The organism is Candidatus Moraniibacteriota bacterium (assembly GCA_028688415.1).
Lineage (GTDB): Bacteria > Patescibacteriota > Minisyncoccia > Moranbacterales > UBA1568 > UBA1568.
Map to the genome: position 1 here is coordinate 22112 of JAQTYF010000002.1, position 16592 is coordinate 38703.

Sequence of the window (16592 nt, forward strand, 5' to 3'; positions counted from 1 at the left end):
CTGTGTGCTGAGTACTTTATACAATGTAGTATAGAAGAAGAGGTATACAAAGTAAAATAGAAACACTGCTGTAGTACTTGAAATTTCGTCGCTCGCTTCAAATGAAAATAAGCTTTCATTTAAGGGATTGTTAGGAATTATAAAAATCCTCCCCGTGAGTTTGTGGGGAGGATTTTTGATTCAGAAAAAAGAGAGTAATCAAAGAAACGACTATTTCGTGACTTTGGCCAAGGTGCGAAGGGCACGAGTGGAAAGGCTCAATTTCACACCACCGACACGCTTGGTCTGGAGGTTGATCTTGAATGTGCGACGAGTAGCGATATTGGAATGACTACGGGCATTTCCTGTGGCGGTTCCACGTCCGGTGAGTTGGCATGTTCGGCTCATAAGAGTATCTAGATATATTATGTAAAGTAAGGTATCATATACGTAGTCTTTTGGCAAGGCACGCACCGTCGCTCGCGAGCGACGTGCCAAGACACTGCCTCTTGTAAGTGAGGTATCAGAAGGTATATCGAGTATTTTTCCAAATCTTTCCTTTTCTTTCCCTTTCTCCGCAAATATGACCGGCAACGACCAGGAGTTCAGAAAAGAAAAAATTTGAGAAAATACCATTACTTTATTCATAATTTCTTCTTCTTAAAAATATGGCCAATGAAATAGTATTGATTGGATTCTATATATTGACACTCATTTATTCTGTGATCATTCATGAGGTATCACACGGAGTGACGGCGCTCTGGCTTGGCGACATGACTGCTAAATATGCCGATCGTCTCAATCTGAATCCGCTCAAGCATATTGATCCGTTTGGTTCGGTTATCCTTCCGATACTTCTGTTTTTTAGTACAGGATTTGCTTTTGGTTGGGCCAAGCCAGTACCGTATAACCCTTACAACCTCCGTGATCAGAAATGGGGGCCAGTTTGGGTTGCTCTCGCTGGTCCTGGATCGAATATTTTGCTTGCTATGATTGCCGCGTTTATTGCGAAAATATTGCCCCTGACACCGTTGGTCAAACGAGATATTATGGAACGTTTTATTGGGGTCGTTGGTGGTGGAGGGGATTTTATGGATCGCTTCTCATTGCTTGCAGAGTCTCTTTCTGGATCGCTGTCGAGTGTCTTTTTCGGACTATTGCTCTTGGTTATTTTTTGGAATGTTGTTTTGGCGTGTTTTAATCTTCTTCCTATACCACCACTTGATGGTTCCAAACTTCTGTACGTATTGTTTCCAATTCGTGAAAGAACGATGTTTTTCCTCGAGCAATATGGCTTGTTTCTGCTTTTAATAGTGATTCTCTTTGTTTCTGCTCCTATTAGTATTTTCATCAACTTTGTCTTGAGTCTCTTCCTCCGGTTTGCCTTGTAAAGAAGTGTTCATTTTTTTGATCGTAAAAATGAGAAAATCGGTAACTTAATGAATACAAATTGAAGAGGATTTACGGGCCCGCCCGCAACGCTTCGCGAAGCGTTGCGGGCGGGGTTGACAAGTTTCACACTTTTCTATAGTATAAGCAGTACGAAAAGCCTCAGGCTTTTTTGTTTCTCTGTAGGAACATTTATATTTTCAATACGATATTTAATTTCTTTTTTTACTCCTGTGGCAACGATCAACCAGCTTATCAAGCGTCCTCGTACATCAGCTATCGTCAAGTCGAAGTCTCCTGCGATGACGTATTCTACGAACAGTATCAAGAATCGTAATACCTTACACGATAGTCCTTTCAAGCGTGGAGTCTGTATCAAGGTGTCTACAACTACTCCAAAGAAACCAAACTCAGCTCTCCGAAAAATTGCTCGTGTTCGTTTGACGAATGGTATGGAAGTTACTGCCTATATCCCAGGTGAAGGACACAACCTTCAGGAACACTCGATTGTGATGATTCGTGGTGGTCGCGTAAAAGATTTGCCAGGTGTTCGTTATCACATCGTTCGTGGAATATTCGATTCAGCTGGTGTTACCGCTCGCAAACAGAGTCGATCGAAGTACGGTGTAAAGAAAGATAAGAAGAAAGACTAGTTATCAATTTCAAAATCTAAATTATAAATTTCAAAATAAATCCGAGTTTCAAAAATTAAAAACCTTTAAAATTGTTTTAGAATTTAAAATTTGAAATTTAGAATTAAAATATATGCCACGAAGAAAACGACAATTTACACGTGAATGGAAACCAGATCCTCTGTACGGAAATCCTCTTGTAGGTCATTTCGTTGGTATGATTATGTGGAATGGAAAGAAGAGTGTTGCAGAAAAGATTATTTATGATTCTTTTGACATCATTCACGAACGTACCAAAAAAGGCGGTCTCAACACTTTTGAACAAGCGATCAAGAACGTATCACCACTCCTTCAGCTCAAATCTCGTCGTGTCGGTGGTGCGAACTATCAGGTACCTGTACCGGTTTCCGGTGAACGTCGTCAAGTGCTCGCAATGCGTTGGATCAGAGAAGCTTGTCGCAAACGTAAAGGGAAGGCAATGGCAGAAAAGCTGGCCGATGAACTCCTGGATGCTTCGAACAAACTCGGATCTGCGATGAAAAAGCGTGAAGAGACTCACCGTATGGCCGAAGCGAACAAAGCATTTGCTCATTTCGCCTAATTGAAAGCTTGAAAAGATTCACGATGGAAGATTATAGAATGAGAACAGTCAGTTTTCTTCTCTCTCATTGTCGTGAATCTTTTTTCTTCATTAGGGAGAAAGTATATAAAATAATAATTTTTTTCTTTTTATCATTATGGACCGAAAAACCCCCATTGATAAGTATCGTAATATCGGAATTATTGCTCATATCGACGCTGGAAAAACCACGACGACAGAGCGTATTCTCTTTTACACCGGTATCACGCACAAGATAGGTGAGGTACACGAGGGGGCAGCTACGATGGACTGGATGGAGCAAGAACAGGAACGTGGTATCACTATCACTTCTGCTGCAACAACCTGTTTCTGGAAAGGACATCATATCAATATCATCGATACTCCTGGACACGTGGATTTTACTGTAGAGGTAGAACGATCACTTCGCGTACTCGACGGTGGTGTCGTGGTATTTGATGGAAAGGAAGGCGTCGAACCACAATCCGAGACCGTGTGGCGTCAAGCGGAAAAGTACAACGTGCCTCGCATGTGTTTTATCAACAAAATTGACAAAGAAGGAGCTGTTTTTGAAGAAGCGCTCGATTCTATCGTGAACCGCCTCACTCCTCATGCTGTTGCTATCCAATATCCGATGGGGCTTCGTGGTGACTTCTACGGTTTGGTTGATCTTATGACAATGAAATCGTTTACCTTCGAAGGAGAAATGGGAGAAAAAGTTATCGAAGGAGAAATCCCAGCAGAATATCTGGACAAAGCAAAAGAGTGGCGTGAAAAAATGGTGGAAAAAATTTCTGAAACAGATGATGCTCTCACGGAAAAATATTTGAACGCCGAGGAAATTTCTGTCACAGAACTCAAGACGGTCCTCCGTAAAGCAACTATTGATGTGAAGTTGCATCCGGTGCTCATCGGAACCGCACTTCGTAACAAAGGTGTTCAACTGATGCTCGATGCCGTTGTGGATTATCTCCCATCACCAGTAGATATCCCTCCAGTAGCCTGTATCGATATGAAGACGGACAAAGAAGTGATTCGTGAAACTCGTGATGATGAGAAATTTTCTGCACTCGCTTTCAAAATCGCCACTGACCCATTTGTTGGACAGCTGACATTTTTCCGTGTGTATTCTGGTACCGTGAAGGCAGGATCGTACGTACTCAATTCTACGAAGAATGAGAAAGAACGTATTGGACGCATCCTCCGTATGCATGCCAATCACCGTGAAGAAATCGAGGAATTGACAGCGGGAGATATCGGAGCGCTCGTCGGTATGAAAGCGACCACAACAGGGAACACTCTCTGTGATCCTGAATTCCCAGTGATTCTCGAATCGATCACTTTCCCAGAGCCAGTTATCGATATCTCTATTGAACCAAAGACCAAAGTCGACCAAGAAAAAATGGGTATGGCTTTGAAGAAACTTCTCGAAGAAGATCCGACATTCCGCGTGCATACCGATGAAGAAACAGGTCAGACAATTATGTCGGGTATGGGAGAACTCCATCTTGATATTCTCGTCGATCGTATGAAACGTGAATTCAAAGTAGAAGTAAATGTCGGACGTCCTCAGGTAGCGTATCGTGAAACGATCCGTGACAAAGCAGAATCAGAAGGAAAGTTCATTCGTCAGTCGGGTGGTCGTGGACAATATGGTCATTGCTGGCTCCGTGTGGAACCTCAAGCAGAACCTGGTATGGGATATGAGTTTGCCAATGAAGTGAAGGGTGGTGCTATTCCTCAGGAGTTCATCAAACCTATTGACAAAGGTGTGCAGGAAGCAATGCTTACCGGTGTTCTCGCAGGGTACCCAATGGTAGATATCAAGGCCACAGTATATGATGGATCCTATCATGATGTCGACTCATCAGAAGCTGCTTTCCGTATTGCTGGTTCGATGGCTTTCAAAGATGCTTGTCGCAAAGCTCGTCCAGTTATTCTCGAACCAATTATGAAAGTAGTGGTGATTACCCCGGAACAGTTTATGGGTGATATCGTCGGAGATATTTCTTCTAAGCGTGGTGTGATCAAAGAAATGAATGCACGAGGCGAAGGAACATCAGCTGTGAAAGAAATCCATTGTGAAGTGCCACTATCCTCGATGTTCGGCTACGCGACACAGATGCGTTCTATGTCACAAGGGCGCGCGAACTATTCGATGGAATTCGGTCATTATGCCGAAGTACCAAACAACGTCGCTACTGAAATTATCGGCTCACGCACTCCAACAGGAGAGGCAAAATAATATTGTTCTGACAATATTATCCTGAGCTTGTCGAAGAGTTTAAGCGAATGTTGAATTTCAAAAACCAGCCAAAGAGGCTGGTTTTTAGTTTTATAGAGAAGGACGGTAGAATGTGTGATAAGATATATTTGTAGGAGAAATCATAGGAAATGATAGAATAATTTACAAATACAATAATCGTATGAAATATACTGGCGGATGTCATTGTGGGGGAGTGAGATATGAGGTCGAGGCAGATCTTTCGCATACGATGACGTGCAACTGTTCGCATTGTCAGAAAAAAGGATTTATTCTTGCATTTGTTCCAGCAGAACAATTCACGCTTCTTGCTGGTGAGGATCTGCTTACGGAGTATCGATTCAATACAAAAACTATCGCGCATCTTTTTTGTAAAGTCTGTGGAATTCAGTCCTTTGGTCGTGGCACTGGAAAGGATGGCAAGCCGACCATAATGGTCAATGTCCGTTGTCTCGATGCTGTCGATTTCTCCACACTCCATTCATCAGAATTCGATGGAAAAAGCATGTAATCCATAAGACGAGATCGGAATCTGTTCCTCTCTCTATCTGTTCTTTCTAGAAATCACAATATTTCCCGAAAGAAGGCTTGTATGCGGTTTTTTTATTGAGAATCGTCAGTGGCATTCGAGCGAAGAAATGAAGGCTTGACAGAATTGAAATGAGTTGGTATCATATCAAGTAATGCTTTCTCTCAAGCTTTTTTCATTTACTTTTGGAAAAAATGGGAGAAAGAGAAAAAGTGTAGTAATAAATATAATTCGTAATTATTAGGAGAGCGCATAATGCTTTACATAAAGTAAAGATGGCGTACTCATACGATACATCTATGGCAGAGCAATTTGATCGCAGCAAACCACACGTAAACGTCGGTACTATCGGTCACGTCGACCATGGAAAGACAACTCTGACTGCAGCTATTCTGCACGTTCAGCATTTCTTGGGTATGGCCGCAGAAAAAGGTATCGATGAAATCGACAAAGCTCCAGAGGAACGTGAACGTGGTATCACTATCGCAACTGCTCACTGTGAATATTCTACTGAAGCTCGTCACTATGCACACGTAGATTGTCCTGGTCACGCTGACTATATCAAAAACATGATTACAGGTGCCGCTCAAATGGACGGTGCTATTCTCGTTGTGTCTGCTACTGATGGTCCTATGCCACAGACTCGTGAGCACATCCTCTTGGCTCGCCAGGTAGGTGTACCTGCTATCGTTGTGTTTTTGAACAAGGTAGATATGGTGGATGATGAAGAACTCATCGAACTCGTCGAAGCTGAAATCCGCGAACTCCTTTCCAAATACGAATTTGACGGTGACAAAGCGGTTATCGTTCGTGGAAGTGCTCTCAAAGCTCTCAATGTAAAGTCTGCTGAGGATCCAGATGCAAAACCAATTCTCGACCTCATGAAAGCTATCGATGAGAACATTCCACAACCAGTACGTGATTTGGACAAACCATTCCTTCTCCCTATCGAAGATATCTTTTCTATCGAAGGTCGTGGAACAGTAGTAACTGGACGTATCGAACGTGGTGTGATCAACATCAACGAAGAAGTAGAAATCATCGGTCTCGCTGATACACGAAAAACAGTAGTGACTGGTATTGAAATGTTCAACAAGTCTCTCAACCGCGGAGAATGTGGTGACAATGCTGGTCTCCTCATCCGAGGTATCAAAAAAGAAGATGTACAGCGTGGTCAGGTATTGGCCAAAACTGGTTCTATCACTCCTCATACTGAATTCGACGGTGAAGTATACGTACTGTCCAAAGAAGAAGGTGGACGTCACACTCCATTCTTCAAGGGATACAAACCACAATTCTATATCCGTACCACTGATGTGACCGGTGAAGTAGAATTGCCAGAGGGAACAGAAATGGTTATGCCTGGTGATACTGTAAAACTGAAAATCAAACTCCTCGCACCTGTTGCTATGGAAGACGGTATGCGATTCGCTATTCGCGAAGGTGGCCGTACAGTAGGCGCTGGTGTTGTGACAAAAATTTTGAAATAGTCCGCCAGCTGGCGGATCGAGAGAATCGAGTGGGGAAGCAACTGAAAAAAGTTGCCCCCACGATCATTCTCTTGAAAGAGGGATAAATAGTACATCATAAATGACGCAATGAAAAAGATAGAAACAACGCAAGACCTACGTGTCAGAATCAAAATCAAGGCTTATGATCACAAAGTGATCGATCAGTCGGCGAGAAAAATTGTGGAAACAGCAGAGCGTACTGGAGCGATCATTACTGGCCCCGTACCGCTTCCGACAGAAATCCACAAAGTAACCGTCAACCGTTCGACTTTTGTCCATAAGAACTCACGTGATCAGTACGAGATGCGTGTACACAAAAGATTGATCGACATCACCAATCCAACTGCCAAAACTATCGAGAATCTTACGAACCTCGATTTGCCAGCAGGAGTAGACGTCGAAATAAAAATGTAGTATCATTGCAAGTCAAGAAAACATTTATTACCAATAGATAAAATACTCGTTCAAGTCTTCATCTCCGTATCTGATAAAAGGAAGGGAGAAGTAAGATACTAAGCGAGCCACGTTTGAAAAAACTGGCTGTCTTAGAAAGAGCCAGTTTTTTTATTACCAAACGAATCAGCCTTATGAAATTTCTTCTCGGAAAAAAACTCGGAATGACAACGCTTTTTGATGAAACAAAAGGTGCTTTGAATGTTACCATGATTGCCTGTCAAGAAAACACCGTTGTTCTCAATCGTACTTTCGAAAAAGATGGCTATCTCGCCGTACAACTTGAGATTGATAAAACAGGAAAGAAATCTGTCCGTAAAGAATTCCGTGTCGACAAGGCCATAACAATCGCAGAAAACCGCGCTGGTCTCGTAACAGAGTTGGAAAAATATCCAATCGCAAGTAAAATCAATGTTTCTCTTTTCGCTCTGGGTGATCAGGTCAATATTTCTGGCGTGACGAAAGGAAAAGGATTTCAGGGAACAGTCAAACGATATGGATTTGCCGGAGGTCGCAAGACGCACGGTGGTAAGCACGATTTGCGCAAGCCAGGATCTATCGGAGCAACATTCCCAGAACACGTTGTCAAAGGTCGCCGTATGGCAGGACGTATGGGCGGTGTCAATATGACTGCTCTCAATCTCACGGTTGTTTATGTCAATGAAGAAGAAGGGTTGATCGGTGTCCGAGGTGCTGTACCAGGAGTGAATGGACGTGTAGTGAAAATAATGAGCGTGAAATAATCACAGATATGACCAAGATTACTGTAAAAAACACAGCAGGCAAAGATGTAAAGGAAATCGAATTAGTAGATTTCGTTTTCAATGTACCTGCAAACAATACATTGCTTCATCAGATTTACGTCGCTCAAACAAGTAACCTCCGCAAACCTATTGCTCACACCAAGGATCGTAGCGAGCGCAGTGGCTCTGGTATCAAACCTTGGCGTCAGAAGGGAACGGGGCGTGCTCGTGCTGGTTCTGCTCAGAGTCCTTTGTGGCGTAAGGGTGGAGTGACATTTGGACCGACCAAAGATCGAAATTTTAGCAAAGATACCAATCAGAAAATGCGTCAGAAGGCAGTTATGATTGCTCTTTCAGAAAAAATTCGTTCTGGAAAAATGATCGTGGTTGATGAATTGAATTATACTGAAAAGAAAACAAAATTGTTTGCTGAGACACTGAAAGCTTTCGGTATCACAAACAGAAGTCTCGTGCTTTCGCTTACGGGTGATGAACGAGCACTGACTGTGATGAGCCGTAATATTCCAAAAGTAGAGAATACTCTGACTGAAATGTTGAATGTTGTGCAACTCCTCGATCGTGAATATTTGATCATTACAGAAGCTGGTATCAAAAATCTCGAAAATCGTTTCGCAGTATGGAATAAGCAGGAGACCAAGTAATATAAATGTATGGCATTATTCAAGAAAACAACTGAAGAAACGAAAGAAAAAACAGTGAAAACTGTTGTTCCAAAGGAAAAGACTGTAGCAGTCAAAGAAAGTCCTTTGGCAACACAGCTTTTGCTCCGTCCTCGTGTTACTGAAAAAGCGTACGCTCTCAACGCTCTCAATCAATTTGTTTTTATTGTTGCGAAAGAAGCAACGAAAAAATCAATCAAGAGAGCTGTCGAAGAAGCCTACAGTGTCACAGTAGAGCAAGTCAATATCGTTAAATTGCCTGCAAAGACACGAGTTATGGGAAAGAATATCGGTACAAAAGGTGCCATCAAGAAAGCAATTATTAGTGTGAAAAAAGGACAGACAATAGAACTCTTTAAGGGTGGTATGTAATTCTCACTGCGGTAGCAAATCATTATGGCAATCAAAATCTACAAAAAGAATAATGCGGGACGACGTAATATGTCGGTGGTGAAACCAGATGGTTTGACTGACAGAAAACCGGAAAAATCCCTCCTCTCAGCTCTTCCAAAGAAAGCTGGTCGTTCTGGCGGAAAAATTTCCGTGCGACACCAGGGTGGTGGAGTCAAGCGTCGCTATCGTATCGTCGATTTTCGTCAAGACAAGTGGAATATTCCTGGACGTATCGCAAGTATCGAAAAAGATCCGAATCGTTCTGCTCTTATCGCACTCGTCCATTATGCTGATGGAGAAAAACGGTATATCCTCGCTACCGATGGAATGCGACAAGGACAAAACGTTCTTTCTGGAGAAGAAACTCCGATCGTCAATGGTAATCGATTGCTTCTTAAAAATATTCCTGTCGGAACGACTATCTGCAATATTGAAATGAAAATCGGCAAAGGCGGACAGATTGTCCGAAGCGCTGGAGCACAAGCAACACTCATGGCTCTTGATGGTCCGATGGCACAAATCAAACTCACTTCTGGAGAAATCCGTTTGATCAGTAAAGATTGTTATGCTACGCTCGGGCAAGTGAGTAATTTCGAACACAGTGCTGAAACGATTGGTAAAGCGGGACGCGCCCGACATATGAATCATCGCCCAGCCGTTCGTGGTAGCGCAATGAACCCAGTCGATCATCCACACGGTGGAGGAGAAGGACGTCAGCCGATTGGTATGCATCCGAAGACCCCATGGGGTAAGCCGGCACTCGGCAAGAAAACTCGCAAGAGAAAAAATATCACGAGTAAATATATTGTGAAACGTCGTCAGAAGAAATAGTATTATAATAAAGCCAACTGTATGTCTAGAAGTCTCAAAAAAGGTCCATATGTCGATCCACGCGTGCTCAAAAAGCTCGAAGGGAAGAAACTTGGCGATCGTACTGTCATCAAAACATGGTCACGATCCTGCACAATATCTCCTGAAATGACTGGTTTTACGTTTGGTGTTCATAATGGAAAAATCTTCATCCCTGTTCTTGTTACAGAAGAAATGGTAGGACACAAGCTCGGTGAATTTTCCCCGACTCGTACATTCCATCGTCATGGAGGAAAGATGCAGAAAGACCTCGAAACAGCTGCTAAACAACGTGAACTCGATGCTGCCAAAGCCGCCAAGAATGCGACTCCAGCCGCCGGTAAGAAATAGATACAATTATGAAGGTACAAGCTACACTCACCAATCTCCGAATAGCTCCACGTAAAGTGCGTCTCGTGACCCACGCTCTTGTTGGTATTGATGCCAATGAAGCTTTGATCCAGCTTTCCAAGTTGGTGAAAAAGTCTTCTGAACCGATCGCTACTCTTTTGAAAAGCGCTATCGCCAATGCAACTCATAACAACGGATTGGATGCTCAAAATCTCTATATTTTCGAGATTCGTGTCGGAGATGGTTTGCGACTGAAACGCTGGTTGCCTCGAGCTTTTGGACGAGCGACTCCTTTGCTCCATCGTGGTTCCAATGTGACGATTATTCTGGAAGAAAAAATAGAAGGAAAGAATCGTACTGAGAAGAAAACTAACGAAGAAATCGTTACGATCAAAGAAGCAGACATAGTCGAAACGAAAAAAGCCCCTGCTGTTTCAAAACACACAGAAAAAATAGGATCAAACAGTGGAGTATCCAACAAAACAACCGCAGGAAAAGTAGTCAAGAAAGTATTCCAAAGAAAATCGATATAATGAAAGAGCTTGTAGGTGGTAGCTTCTTAGCTTGTAGAGAAAAAGAGATTCTTTTTCAGAAAAGCTACAGACTAAGAAGCTACTAGCTACGGTGCTAATAAGCTATAAAAAATATGGGCAATAAAGTAAATCCAACTGGCATTCGTCTCGGTATTACCACGCAGTGGCAATCCCTTTGGTTTGGTACGAAAAAGACATACAGTGAACAGCTCCGCAAAGACGTAGAAATACGCTCACTCATTATGAGTAAGTGGAAAGCGGCAGCCATCGCTTCTGTCCGTATCGACCGTTCTATGAATGTGGTAAAGCTCATGGTAGAGACGGCTCGTCCAGGTGTTCTCATCGGACGAGGAGGAACAGGTATCGAAGATCTCGCACGTGTCATCAAAAAGAAATTCTTTGCTGGAAAGAAAGTGGATTTGAAAGTAGATGTGCAAGAAGTAAAAAATCCTGAAACCAGTGCGATACTTGTTGGACAGCAAGTTGCGGAACAATTGGAAAAACGTATGCCGTTCCGTCGTATTTTGAAAACAATGTTGGATCAAGTAGAAGCCAACAAGACGGTGCAGGGAGTAAAAATAGAACTTTGTGGTCGTCTCGGTGGTGCAGAAATGGCTCGTCGCGAATGGTTGTCTCGTGGAAAAATTCCTCTTCATACACTGCGTGCTGACATTGACTTTGCTCGTACAGAAGCGCACACTACGTATGGTGTTATCGGAATCAAGACCTGGATTTATAAAGGTGAAAAGTTCGAAGAAGTAGCGGTTGAAAAAGAATAATAGAAGTATCCTATGTTAATGCCAAAAAAAGTTAAACATCGCAAAATCCACCGCGGAGGTTGGTCTGGGAGTCCAGCAACGAGCGGGGATAAAGTAAGTTTTGGAACCTATGGTTTGAAAGCTGTCGAGGAAGGTCTCGTATCTGCTCGTCAGATCGAAGCTGCCAGACGTGCGATGACACACTCTATCCAGCGTGGTGGAAAAATATGGATTCGCATATTTCCTGATAAACCGATGACCAAGAAAGGTGAACAAACCCCAATGGGTAAAGGAAAAGGAAGTGTTGATCATTTTGTTGCCAAAATACGATCCGGAAAAGTTCTTTTCGAACTCGACGGTATCACGAAGTCAGCAGCAGAAGAAGCAATGCGACTCGCATCACATAAATTGGCTATCAAAACAAAGTTTGTTACACGTCAGTAAAGAAGATTTATAAAAGTTATAAAGTTGATAGAAGTATGAAAGCAAAAGAATGGAGAGAAAAATCAGCAGGTGAATGCGAGAAGGCAATTCTCGAATTATCTGATAAGGCTCGCAAGCTTCGTTTTGATTTGGCTACTCGTGAGACAAAAATTCATAGCGAATACAGAAAAGCCAAGAAAGATATCGCCCGTCTGAAAACGCTCAAACAAGAATCCGTGCTTTCAATTAATGTAGACTAAGTATATGGAAAAAGGAACACCTACAATTACAAAGACACAGCACGCTCCTACAAGAACGGGTATTGTCGTCAGTAACAAGATGGACAAAACGATCGTGGTTGCTGTCGATACATTGAAGACCCATCCGAAGTATCTGAAACAGTACCGATCGACAAAACGTTACAAGGTCCATGTTGAAGAGAATAAGTATACGATCGGAGAAAAAGTGACTTTTCAGGAATGTCGACCGATCAGTCGTGATACCTTTCATAAAATCATCGCTCTGTAATCAAGAAATAGTATTTGTATGATCCAAGCAGAATCAAAATTGATAGTCGCCGACAACAGTGGCGCAAAAATGATCAAGTGCTTCAAGGTACTTGGTGGAACCAGACGGCGCTATGCAGGTCTCGGTGATATCATTGTGGCTTCTGTCAAATCAGCTGAACCACGGGGTATGGTGAAAAAAGGAGAAATCGTCAAGGCCGTGATTGTTCGTCAAGTGAGATCATATCGTCGCAAGGACAACTCTTATATCCGATTTGATGAAAACGCAGCTGTGATTCTCGATGCAAACAAGATTGATCCGAAAGGAACACGTATCTTTGGTCCGATTGCTCGCGAACTCCGTGAAAAAGGATTTTCAAAGATTGTTTCTCTCGCTCCAGAAGTTTTATAAAGTACACATATGAAGATTAAGAAAGGTGATCAAGTAGAAATAACAGCAGGGAAAGATTCCGGAAAACGCGGAGAAGTGTTGTTCGTATTTCCTAAGATTGATAAAATCGTCGTCAAAGGTGCAAATATCATGAAACGTCATATCAAAGCGACTCGTGACGGAGAAAAAGGTCAACGTATTGAGAAAGAAGCCCCACTCCATGTCTCCAATGTGATGCTCGTATGTCCTCATTCAGGAAAATTGACTCGTATTGGATACAAGATCGAGGGTGGAGAAAAAGTCCGCATCAGCAAGAAGTCAGGCAAGACTATTTAATTTACAAAGTGTGTAGAGGAGATCTCGTATGAAAATGTTACACAAGAAACAATTGTATACCGAAAAAGTGGTTCCTGCTTTGCAGAAGGAACTTGGTATTGAAAACGTGATGGCCGTTCCTCGTCTGGGGAAAATCGTCGTGAACATCGGTACTGGTAAGATCTTGAAAGACTCCAAGCGAGTCGAAGATGCTATAGCATCTCTCGAAGCGATCACTGGACAGAAAGTCATCGCAACCAAAGCACGCAAAGCTATCGCCGGATTCAAAACTCGTGAAGGTTTGGAGGTCGGGGCTCGTGTGACGCTCCACGGGAAACGTATGTGGAACTTTTTGGACCGACTCGTGAATATCGCCCTCCCTCGTGTACGTGATTTCCAGGGTATTCCCAAGAGCTCGATTGATCAGAGCGGAAACTGTAACATTGGTATCAAAGAGCATCTCGTTTTTCCAGAAATTGTCGCAGAGAAAGTACAGAACATCTTTAGTTTCCAAGTCAACATTGTTACAACGGCGAAGAATAGGAAAGAAGGGGAAGCATTGTTTCGCCTTCTCGGACTGCCGATGGAACAGGTTGAAGTAAAAAAGGAAAAGTAATATATCGATATTTATATGGCAAAGACATCTACACAAGCTAGAGCACTCAAAACCCCGAAGTTTTCCACGCGTATCGTGAATCGTTGTTGGAAATGTGGTCGTAAACGCGGGTATCTCCGTACATATGATGTATGTCGTATCTGTTTCCGTGAGCTCGCCAATAGTGGCCAGATCCCTGGAGTAAAAAAATCATCTTGGTAAATTTAAGTTAGACACTATGTTAGACCCAATCGCAGACATGTTAACCAGAATTCGAAACGCACAGGCTGCTGGCCACGCGTCAGTTTCTATGCCGATTTCGAAAATGAAATTCGTTCTTGCTTCTATTCTCGAACACGAAGGATTTATCGGTCGTTTCGAAAAACAGACGACTGAAGATGCACACGAGAATTTGTGTATCTGGCTTAAATATACCCAGGTTTCTCCGACAAAAAAAGCTCCAGCTATCCAAGAATTGACACGTGTCAGTAAACAGGGTTGCCGTATCTATGTCAAAAAGAGTGAAATTAAAAAAGTGAAGAACGGATACGGTATCGCTATTGTGTCTACTTCAGAAGGAATAATGACTGGTACGGAAGCATATCGTCGAGGGTTGGGAGGAGAATATATTTGTAAAGTGTGGTAATTGTCCGAGTTAAAAGTTATTCATTATGAGTAGAATTGGAAAAAAACCTGTAAGTATCCCAAGTGGTGTCGAAATAAGTGTCGATAATCATAAGGTTACCGTAAAAGGACCGAAAGGAACACTGACATTTTCTCATACACGTGAAGTCAAAGTATCTGTCGTGGAAAACGAAGTACTGGTAACAAAAGTCGGTGATACCAAAAAAGCACGAGCACTCTGGGGAACAACAACGAAATTGATTGCGAATATGATCGTTGGTGTGACAACTGGTTTCCAAAAACAACTTGAATTGAATGGTGTCGGATACCGTATGTCTGTCTCAGGCAAGAAATTGATACTTGCGCTTGGTTTCTCTCATCCTGTTGAAAAAATCGTATCAGAAGGATTGGAAGCAAAGATAGAAAACAACGTCCTGACTCTCTCTGGTATTGATAAACAATTGGTAGGTGAATTCACTGCTGTTATCAGAAAATTAAAGCCAGTAGAACCATACAAAGGAAAAGGTTTTCGTTATGTTGGTGAAGTTGTCCGTCGTAAGGAAGGAAAGAAAGCCGCCGCCTAATATAAGCTAGAAAAACGAGTATGCTCAAGAGAGAAATGAAAAAAGTGAAACGATTTGAACGGAAACGTCGTGTCCGTGCCAAAATTTCTGGCACAGCAGAGTGTCCGCGTCTTTCAGTTTTTCGAAGTCTGAGAAACATTTCTGTTCAAGCGATAAATGATGAAACAGGAAAAACAATCGCAGCTGCAGATCTCTTGTTGCTTGGAAAAAAAGCAGAACATACCGTCGCAGGTGCTGCGCTTGTTGGTAAAGAAATTGCTACAAAACTCTCGAAACTGGGAGTAGAGAAAGCAGTGTTTGATCGTTCTGGATACAAGTATCATGGCAAAGTGAAAGCACTTGCAGAAGCTGCGCGTATTGCTGGTCTAGTATTTTAAGTAGTGATATTAATCGAGATTTCAAGTATCTTATGGTAAAGCAAGGAAAAAAAATGGGACGTCGCGAGAAGCCGGAGTTTGATCAAAAACTCCTCAATTTGGCTCGCGTGACACGTGTAGTAAAAGGTGGTCGACGTTTCCGTTTTCGTGCGACGCTTGTTATCGGTAACCGAAAAGGAAAAGTTGGTGTGGGTGTCGCCAAAGGATCTGATGTTTCTGATGCTATCCAGAAGGCTTTCAATGATGCCAAGAAGAATATGATCACCGTCGAACTTGCTGGCTCTACTATTTCTCATGATGTGCTCGCAAAACTCGGTAGTGCTCGAGTACTCCTCAAACCAGCATCTCAAGGACAGGGTATTATTGCTGGTGGAGCGGTACGATCGGTTGTTAACTTGCTCGGAGTGAAAGATATTGTTTCTAAATCTCTCGGTGCTTCCAATCCTTTGAATGTCGCTCGTGTCACTGTAAAAGCTCTTCAGATGTTGAAAGCTCCTCGCGTTCCAAAAGCAGTGAAAGCGACATCAGAAAATGTCGTCCTGAGCGAAGTCGAAGGAACTCACAATGCTAAATAAACTCTTGAAAGACTGATTATGCAAATTCATCAACTCACTGTTACAAAAAAGAAATCACGTAAGCGTATTGGACGCGGTGGTAAGCGTGGTACGACTGCTGGTCGTGGAAGTAATGGTCAGAAATCTCGTTCTGGTGCTTCTGTGGATCCTCTCTTTGAAGGTGGACGCTCTACTTTCCTCGAGCGTTTGAAGAAAGTACGTGGTTTCAAATCTATTCATCAGAAGAAATGTCTCGTGAAATTGTTTCAATTGGAACAGGCATTTTCTGACGGAGAAACCGTTTCTCTCGCAACGCTTCTGGCCAAGAAATTGGTTCCGAAAACAGCCACAGCTCTTGGTGTAAAAATCGTCGCTACCGGTGAACTCAAAAAGAAACTCACCCTTGGTAAAGATGTGACTGCCTCTGTCAAAGCGCAGGCTTCTTTCAAAGATGTTGTGACCGAATAGACAAGATTTCTTTCTTTGAAAATATTCCTTTTTTAGGGTATACTGCCTCTTGTAGTCGCTGGTTTTATAAAGAAACTGATTTGTTCTGTCATGC

The 16592-nt window shown here is 42.6% G+C and carries 26 protein-coding genes and 1 pseudogene; 26 read left to right on the forward strand and 1 reads right to left on the reverse strand.

Annotated features, from left to right (window positions below; translation table 11 throughout):
- Positions 1-222: 222 nt before the first annotated feature.
- Positions 223-387 (reverse strand): annotated as a pseudogene (rpmB, locus tag PHH40_04690) (50S ribosomal protein L28).
- Between the two features lie 260 nt (positions 388-647).
- Here rpmB and PHH40_04695 point away from each other — a divergent pair.
- The 26 genes from PHH40_04695 (at position 648) to rplO (ending at position 16498) form a co-directional block, all read left to right on the forward strand.
- Complete coding sequence (locus PHH40_04695; protein ID MDD2767021.1) at positions 648-1370, forward strand: site-2 protease family protein; 723 nt, start codon at positions 648-650, stop codon at positions 1368-1370.
- Between the two features lie 231 nt (positions 1371-1601).
- Positions 1602-2021, forward strand: a complete 420-nt coding sequence (rpsL, locus tag PHH40_04700) for a 30S ribosomal protein S12 (protein ID MDD2767022.1) — start codon at positions 1602-1604, stop codon at positions 2019-2021.
- 112 nt (positions 2022-2133) lie between these two features.
- On the forward strand, positions 2134-2601 hold the full coding sequence (gene rpsG, locus PHH40_04705) for a 30S ribosomal protein S7 (GenBank protein MDD2767023.1): 468 nt from the start codon (positions 2134-2136) through the stop codon (positions 2599-2601).
- 136 nt (positions 2602-2737) lie between these two features.
- Positions 2738-4843, forward strand: a complete 2106-nt coding sequence (fusA, locus tag PHH40_04710; GenBank protein MDD2767024.1) for an elongation factor G — start codon at positions 2738-2740, stop codon at positions 4841-4843.
- Positions 4844-5024: 181 nt separating this feature from the next.
- Positions 5025-5372, forward strand: a complete 348-nt coding sequence (locus PHH40_04715; protein MDD2767025.1) for a GFA family protein — start codon at positions 5025-5027, stop codon at positions 5370-5372.
- A gap of 317 nt (positions 5373-5689) precedes the next feature.
- Positions 5690-6880, forward strand: a complete 1191-nt coding sequence (gene tuf / locus PHH40_04720; GenBank protein ID MDD2767026.1) for an elongation factor Tu — start codon at positions 5690-5692, stop codon at positions 6878-6880.
- Positions 6881-6988: 108 nt separating this feature from the next.
- Positions 6989-7315, forward strand: a complete 327-nt coding sequence (gene rpsJ, locus PHH40_04725) for a 30S ribosomal protein S10 (protein MDD2767027.1) — start codon at positions 6989-6991, stop codon at positions 7313-7315.
- A gap of 173 nt (positions 7316-7488) precedes the next feature.
- Entirely contained in the window at positions 7489-8097 is a 609-nt protein-coding gene (gene rplC / locus PHH40_04730) for a 50S ribosomal protein L3 (protein ID MDD2767028.1), read from the forward strand.
- Between the two features lie 8 nt (positions 8098-8105).
- Positions 8106-8759 (forward strand): 50S ribosomal protein L4, encoded by a 654-nt coding sequence (gene rplD, locus PHH40_04735; protein MDD2767029.1) that lies wholly within the window; start codon positions 8106-8108, stop codon positions 8757-8759.
- 9 nt (positions 8760-8768) lie between these two features.
- Positions 8769-9149 (forward strand): 50S ribosomal protein L23, encoded by a 381-nt coding sequence (gene rplW / locus PHH40_04740; GenBank protein ID MDD2767030.1) that lies wholly within the window; start codon positions 8769-8771, stop codon positions 9147-9149.
- 24 nt (positions 9150-9173) lie between these two features.
- On the forward strand, positions 9174-10001 hold the full coding sequence (gene rplB, locus PHH40_04745) for a 50S ribosomal protein L2 (protein ID MDD2767031.1): 828 nt from the start codon (positions 9174-9176) through the stop codon (positions 9999-10001).
- 21 nt (positions 10002-10022) lie between these two features.
- Positions 10023-10370, forward strand: a complete 348-nt coding sequence (gene rpsS, locus PHH40_04750; GenBank protein ID MDD2767032.1) for a 30S ribosomal protein S19 — start codon at positions 10023-10025, stop codon at positions 10368-10370.
- Positions 10371-10378: 8 nt separating this feature from the next.
- A complete protein-coding gene (gene rplV, locus PHH40_04755) occupies positions 10379-10903 on the forward strand; it encodes a 50S ribosomal protein L22 (GenBank protein ID MDD2767033.1) in 525 nt (174 codons plus the stop codon).
- Positions 10904-11016: 113 nt separating this feature from the next.
- Positions 11017-11682, forward strand: coding sequence for a 30S ribosomal protein S3 (gene rpsC, locus PHH40_04760; GenBank protein MDD2767034.1), 666 nt, complete (start codon positions 11017-11019; stop codon positions 11680-11682).
- 12 nt (positions 11683-11694) lie between these two features.
- Positions 11695-12105: a 50S ribosomal protein L16 gene (rplP, locus tag PHH40_04765; GenBank protein ID MDD2767035.1), complete on the forward strand. Its 411-nt coding sequence runs from the start codon at positions 11695-11697 to the stop codon at positions 12103-12105.
- 35 nt (positions 12106-12140) lie between these two features.
- Positions 12141-12344, forward strand: a complete 204-nt coding sequence (gene rpmC, locus PHH40_04770) for a 50S ribosomal protein L29 (GenBank protein ID MDD2767036.1) — start codon at positions 12141-12143, stop codon at positions 12342-12344.
- 4 nt (positions 12345-12348) lie between these two features.
- On the forward strand, positions 12349-12612 hold the full coding sequence (gene rpsQ / locus PHH40_04775; GenBank protein MDD2767037.1) for a 30S ribosomal protein S17: 264 nt from the start codon (positions 12349-12351) through the stop codon (positions 12610-12612).
- Positions 12613-12630: 18 nt separating this feature from the next.
- Entirely contained in the window at positions 12631-13002 is a 372-nt protein-coding gene (gene rplN / locus PHH40_04780) for a 50S ribosomal protein L14 (protein ID MDD2767038.1), read from the forward strand.
- A 9-nt stretch (positions 13003-13011) separates the two neighbouring features.
- Positions 13012-13317: a 50S ribosomal protein L24 gene (gene rplX, locus PHH40_04785; GenBank protein ID MDD2767039.1), complete on the forward strand. Its 306-nt coding sequence runs from the start codon at positions 13012-13014 to the stop codon at positions 13315-13317.
- A 34-nt stretch (positions 13318-13351) separates the two neighbouring features.
- Positions 13352-13912 (forward strand): 50S ribosomal protein L5, encoded by a 561-nt coding sequence (gene rplE / locus PHH40_04790; GenBank protein ID MDD2767040.1) that lies wholly within the window; start codon positions 13352-13354, stop codon positions 13910-13912.
- 15 nt (positions 13913-13927) lie between these two features.
- Positions 13928-14113, forward strand: coding sequence for a type Z 30S ribosomal protein S14 (locus PHH40_04795; protein MDD2767041.1), 186 nt, complete (start codon positions 13928-13930; stop codon positions 14111-14113).
- Positions 14114-14129: 16 nt separating this feature from the next.
- Complete coding sequence (rpsH, locus tag PHH40_04800; protein MDD2767042.1) at positions 14130-14537, forward strand: 30S ribosomal protein S8; 408 nt, start codon at positions 14130-14132, stop codon at positions 14535-14537.
- Positions 14538-14562: 25 nt separating this feature from the next.
- Positions 14563-15099 (forward strand): 50S ribosomal protein L6, encoded by a 537-nt coding sequence (gene rplF, locus PHH40_04805; GenBank protein MDD2767043.1) that lies wholly within the window; start codon positions 14563-14565, stop codon positions 15097-15099.
- 20 nt (positions 15100-15119) lie between these two features.
- Entirely contained in the window at positions 15120-15476 is a 357-nt protein-coding gene (gene rplR, locus PHH40_04810) for a 50S ribosomal protein L18 (protein ID MDD2767044.1), read from the forward strand.
- Positions 15477-15529: 53 nt separating this feature from the next.
- Positions 15530-16051 carry a 30S ribosomal protein S5 gene (gene rpsE / locus PHH40_04815; protein ID MDD2767045.1) on the forward strand — a complete coding sequence of 174 codons (522 nt, stop codon included), beginning with the start codon at positions 15530-15532 and terminating at the stop codon, positions 16049-16051.
- Between the two features lie 18 nt (positions 16052-16069).
- Positions 16070-16498 carry a 50S ribosomal protein L15 gene (rplO, locus tag PHH40_04820; protein MDD2767046.1) on the forward strand — a complete coding sequence of 143 codons (429 nt, stop codon included), beginning with the start codon at positions 16070-16072 and terminating at the stop codon, positions 16496-16498.
- Positions 16499-16592 lie beyond the last annotated feature (94 nt).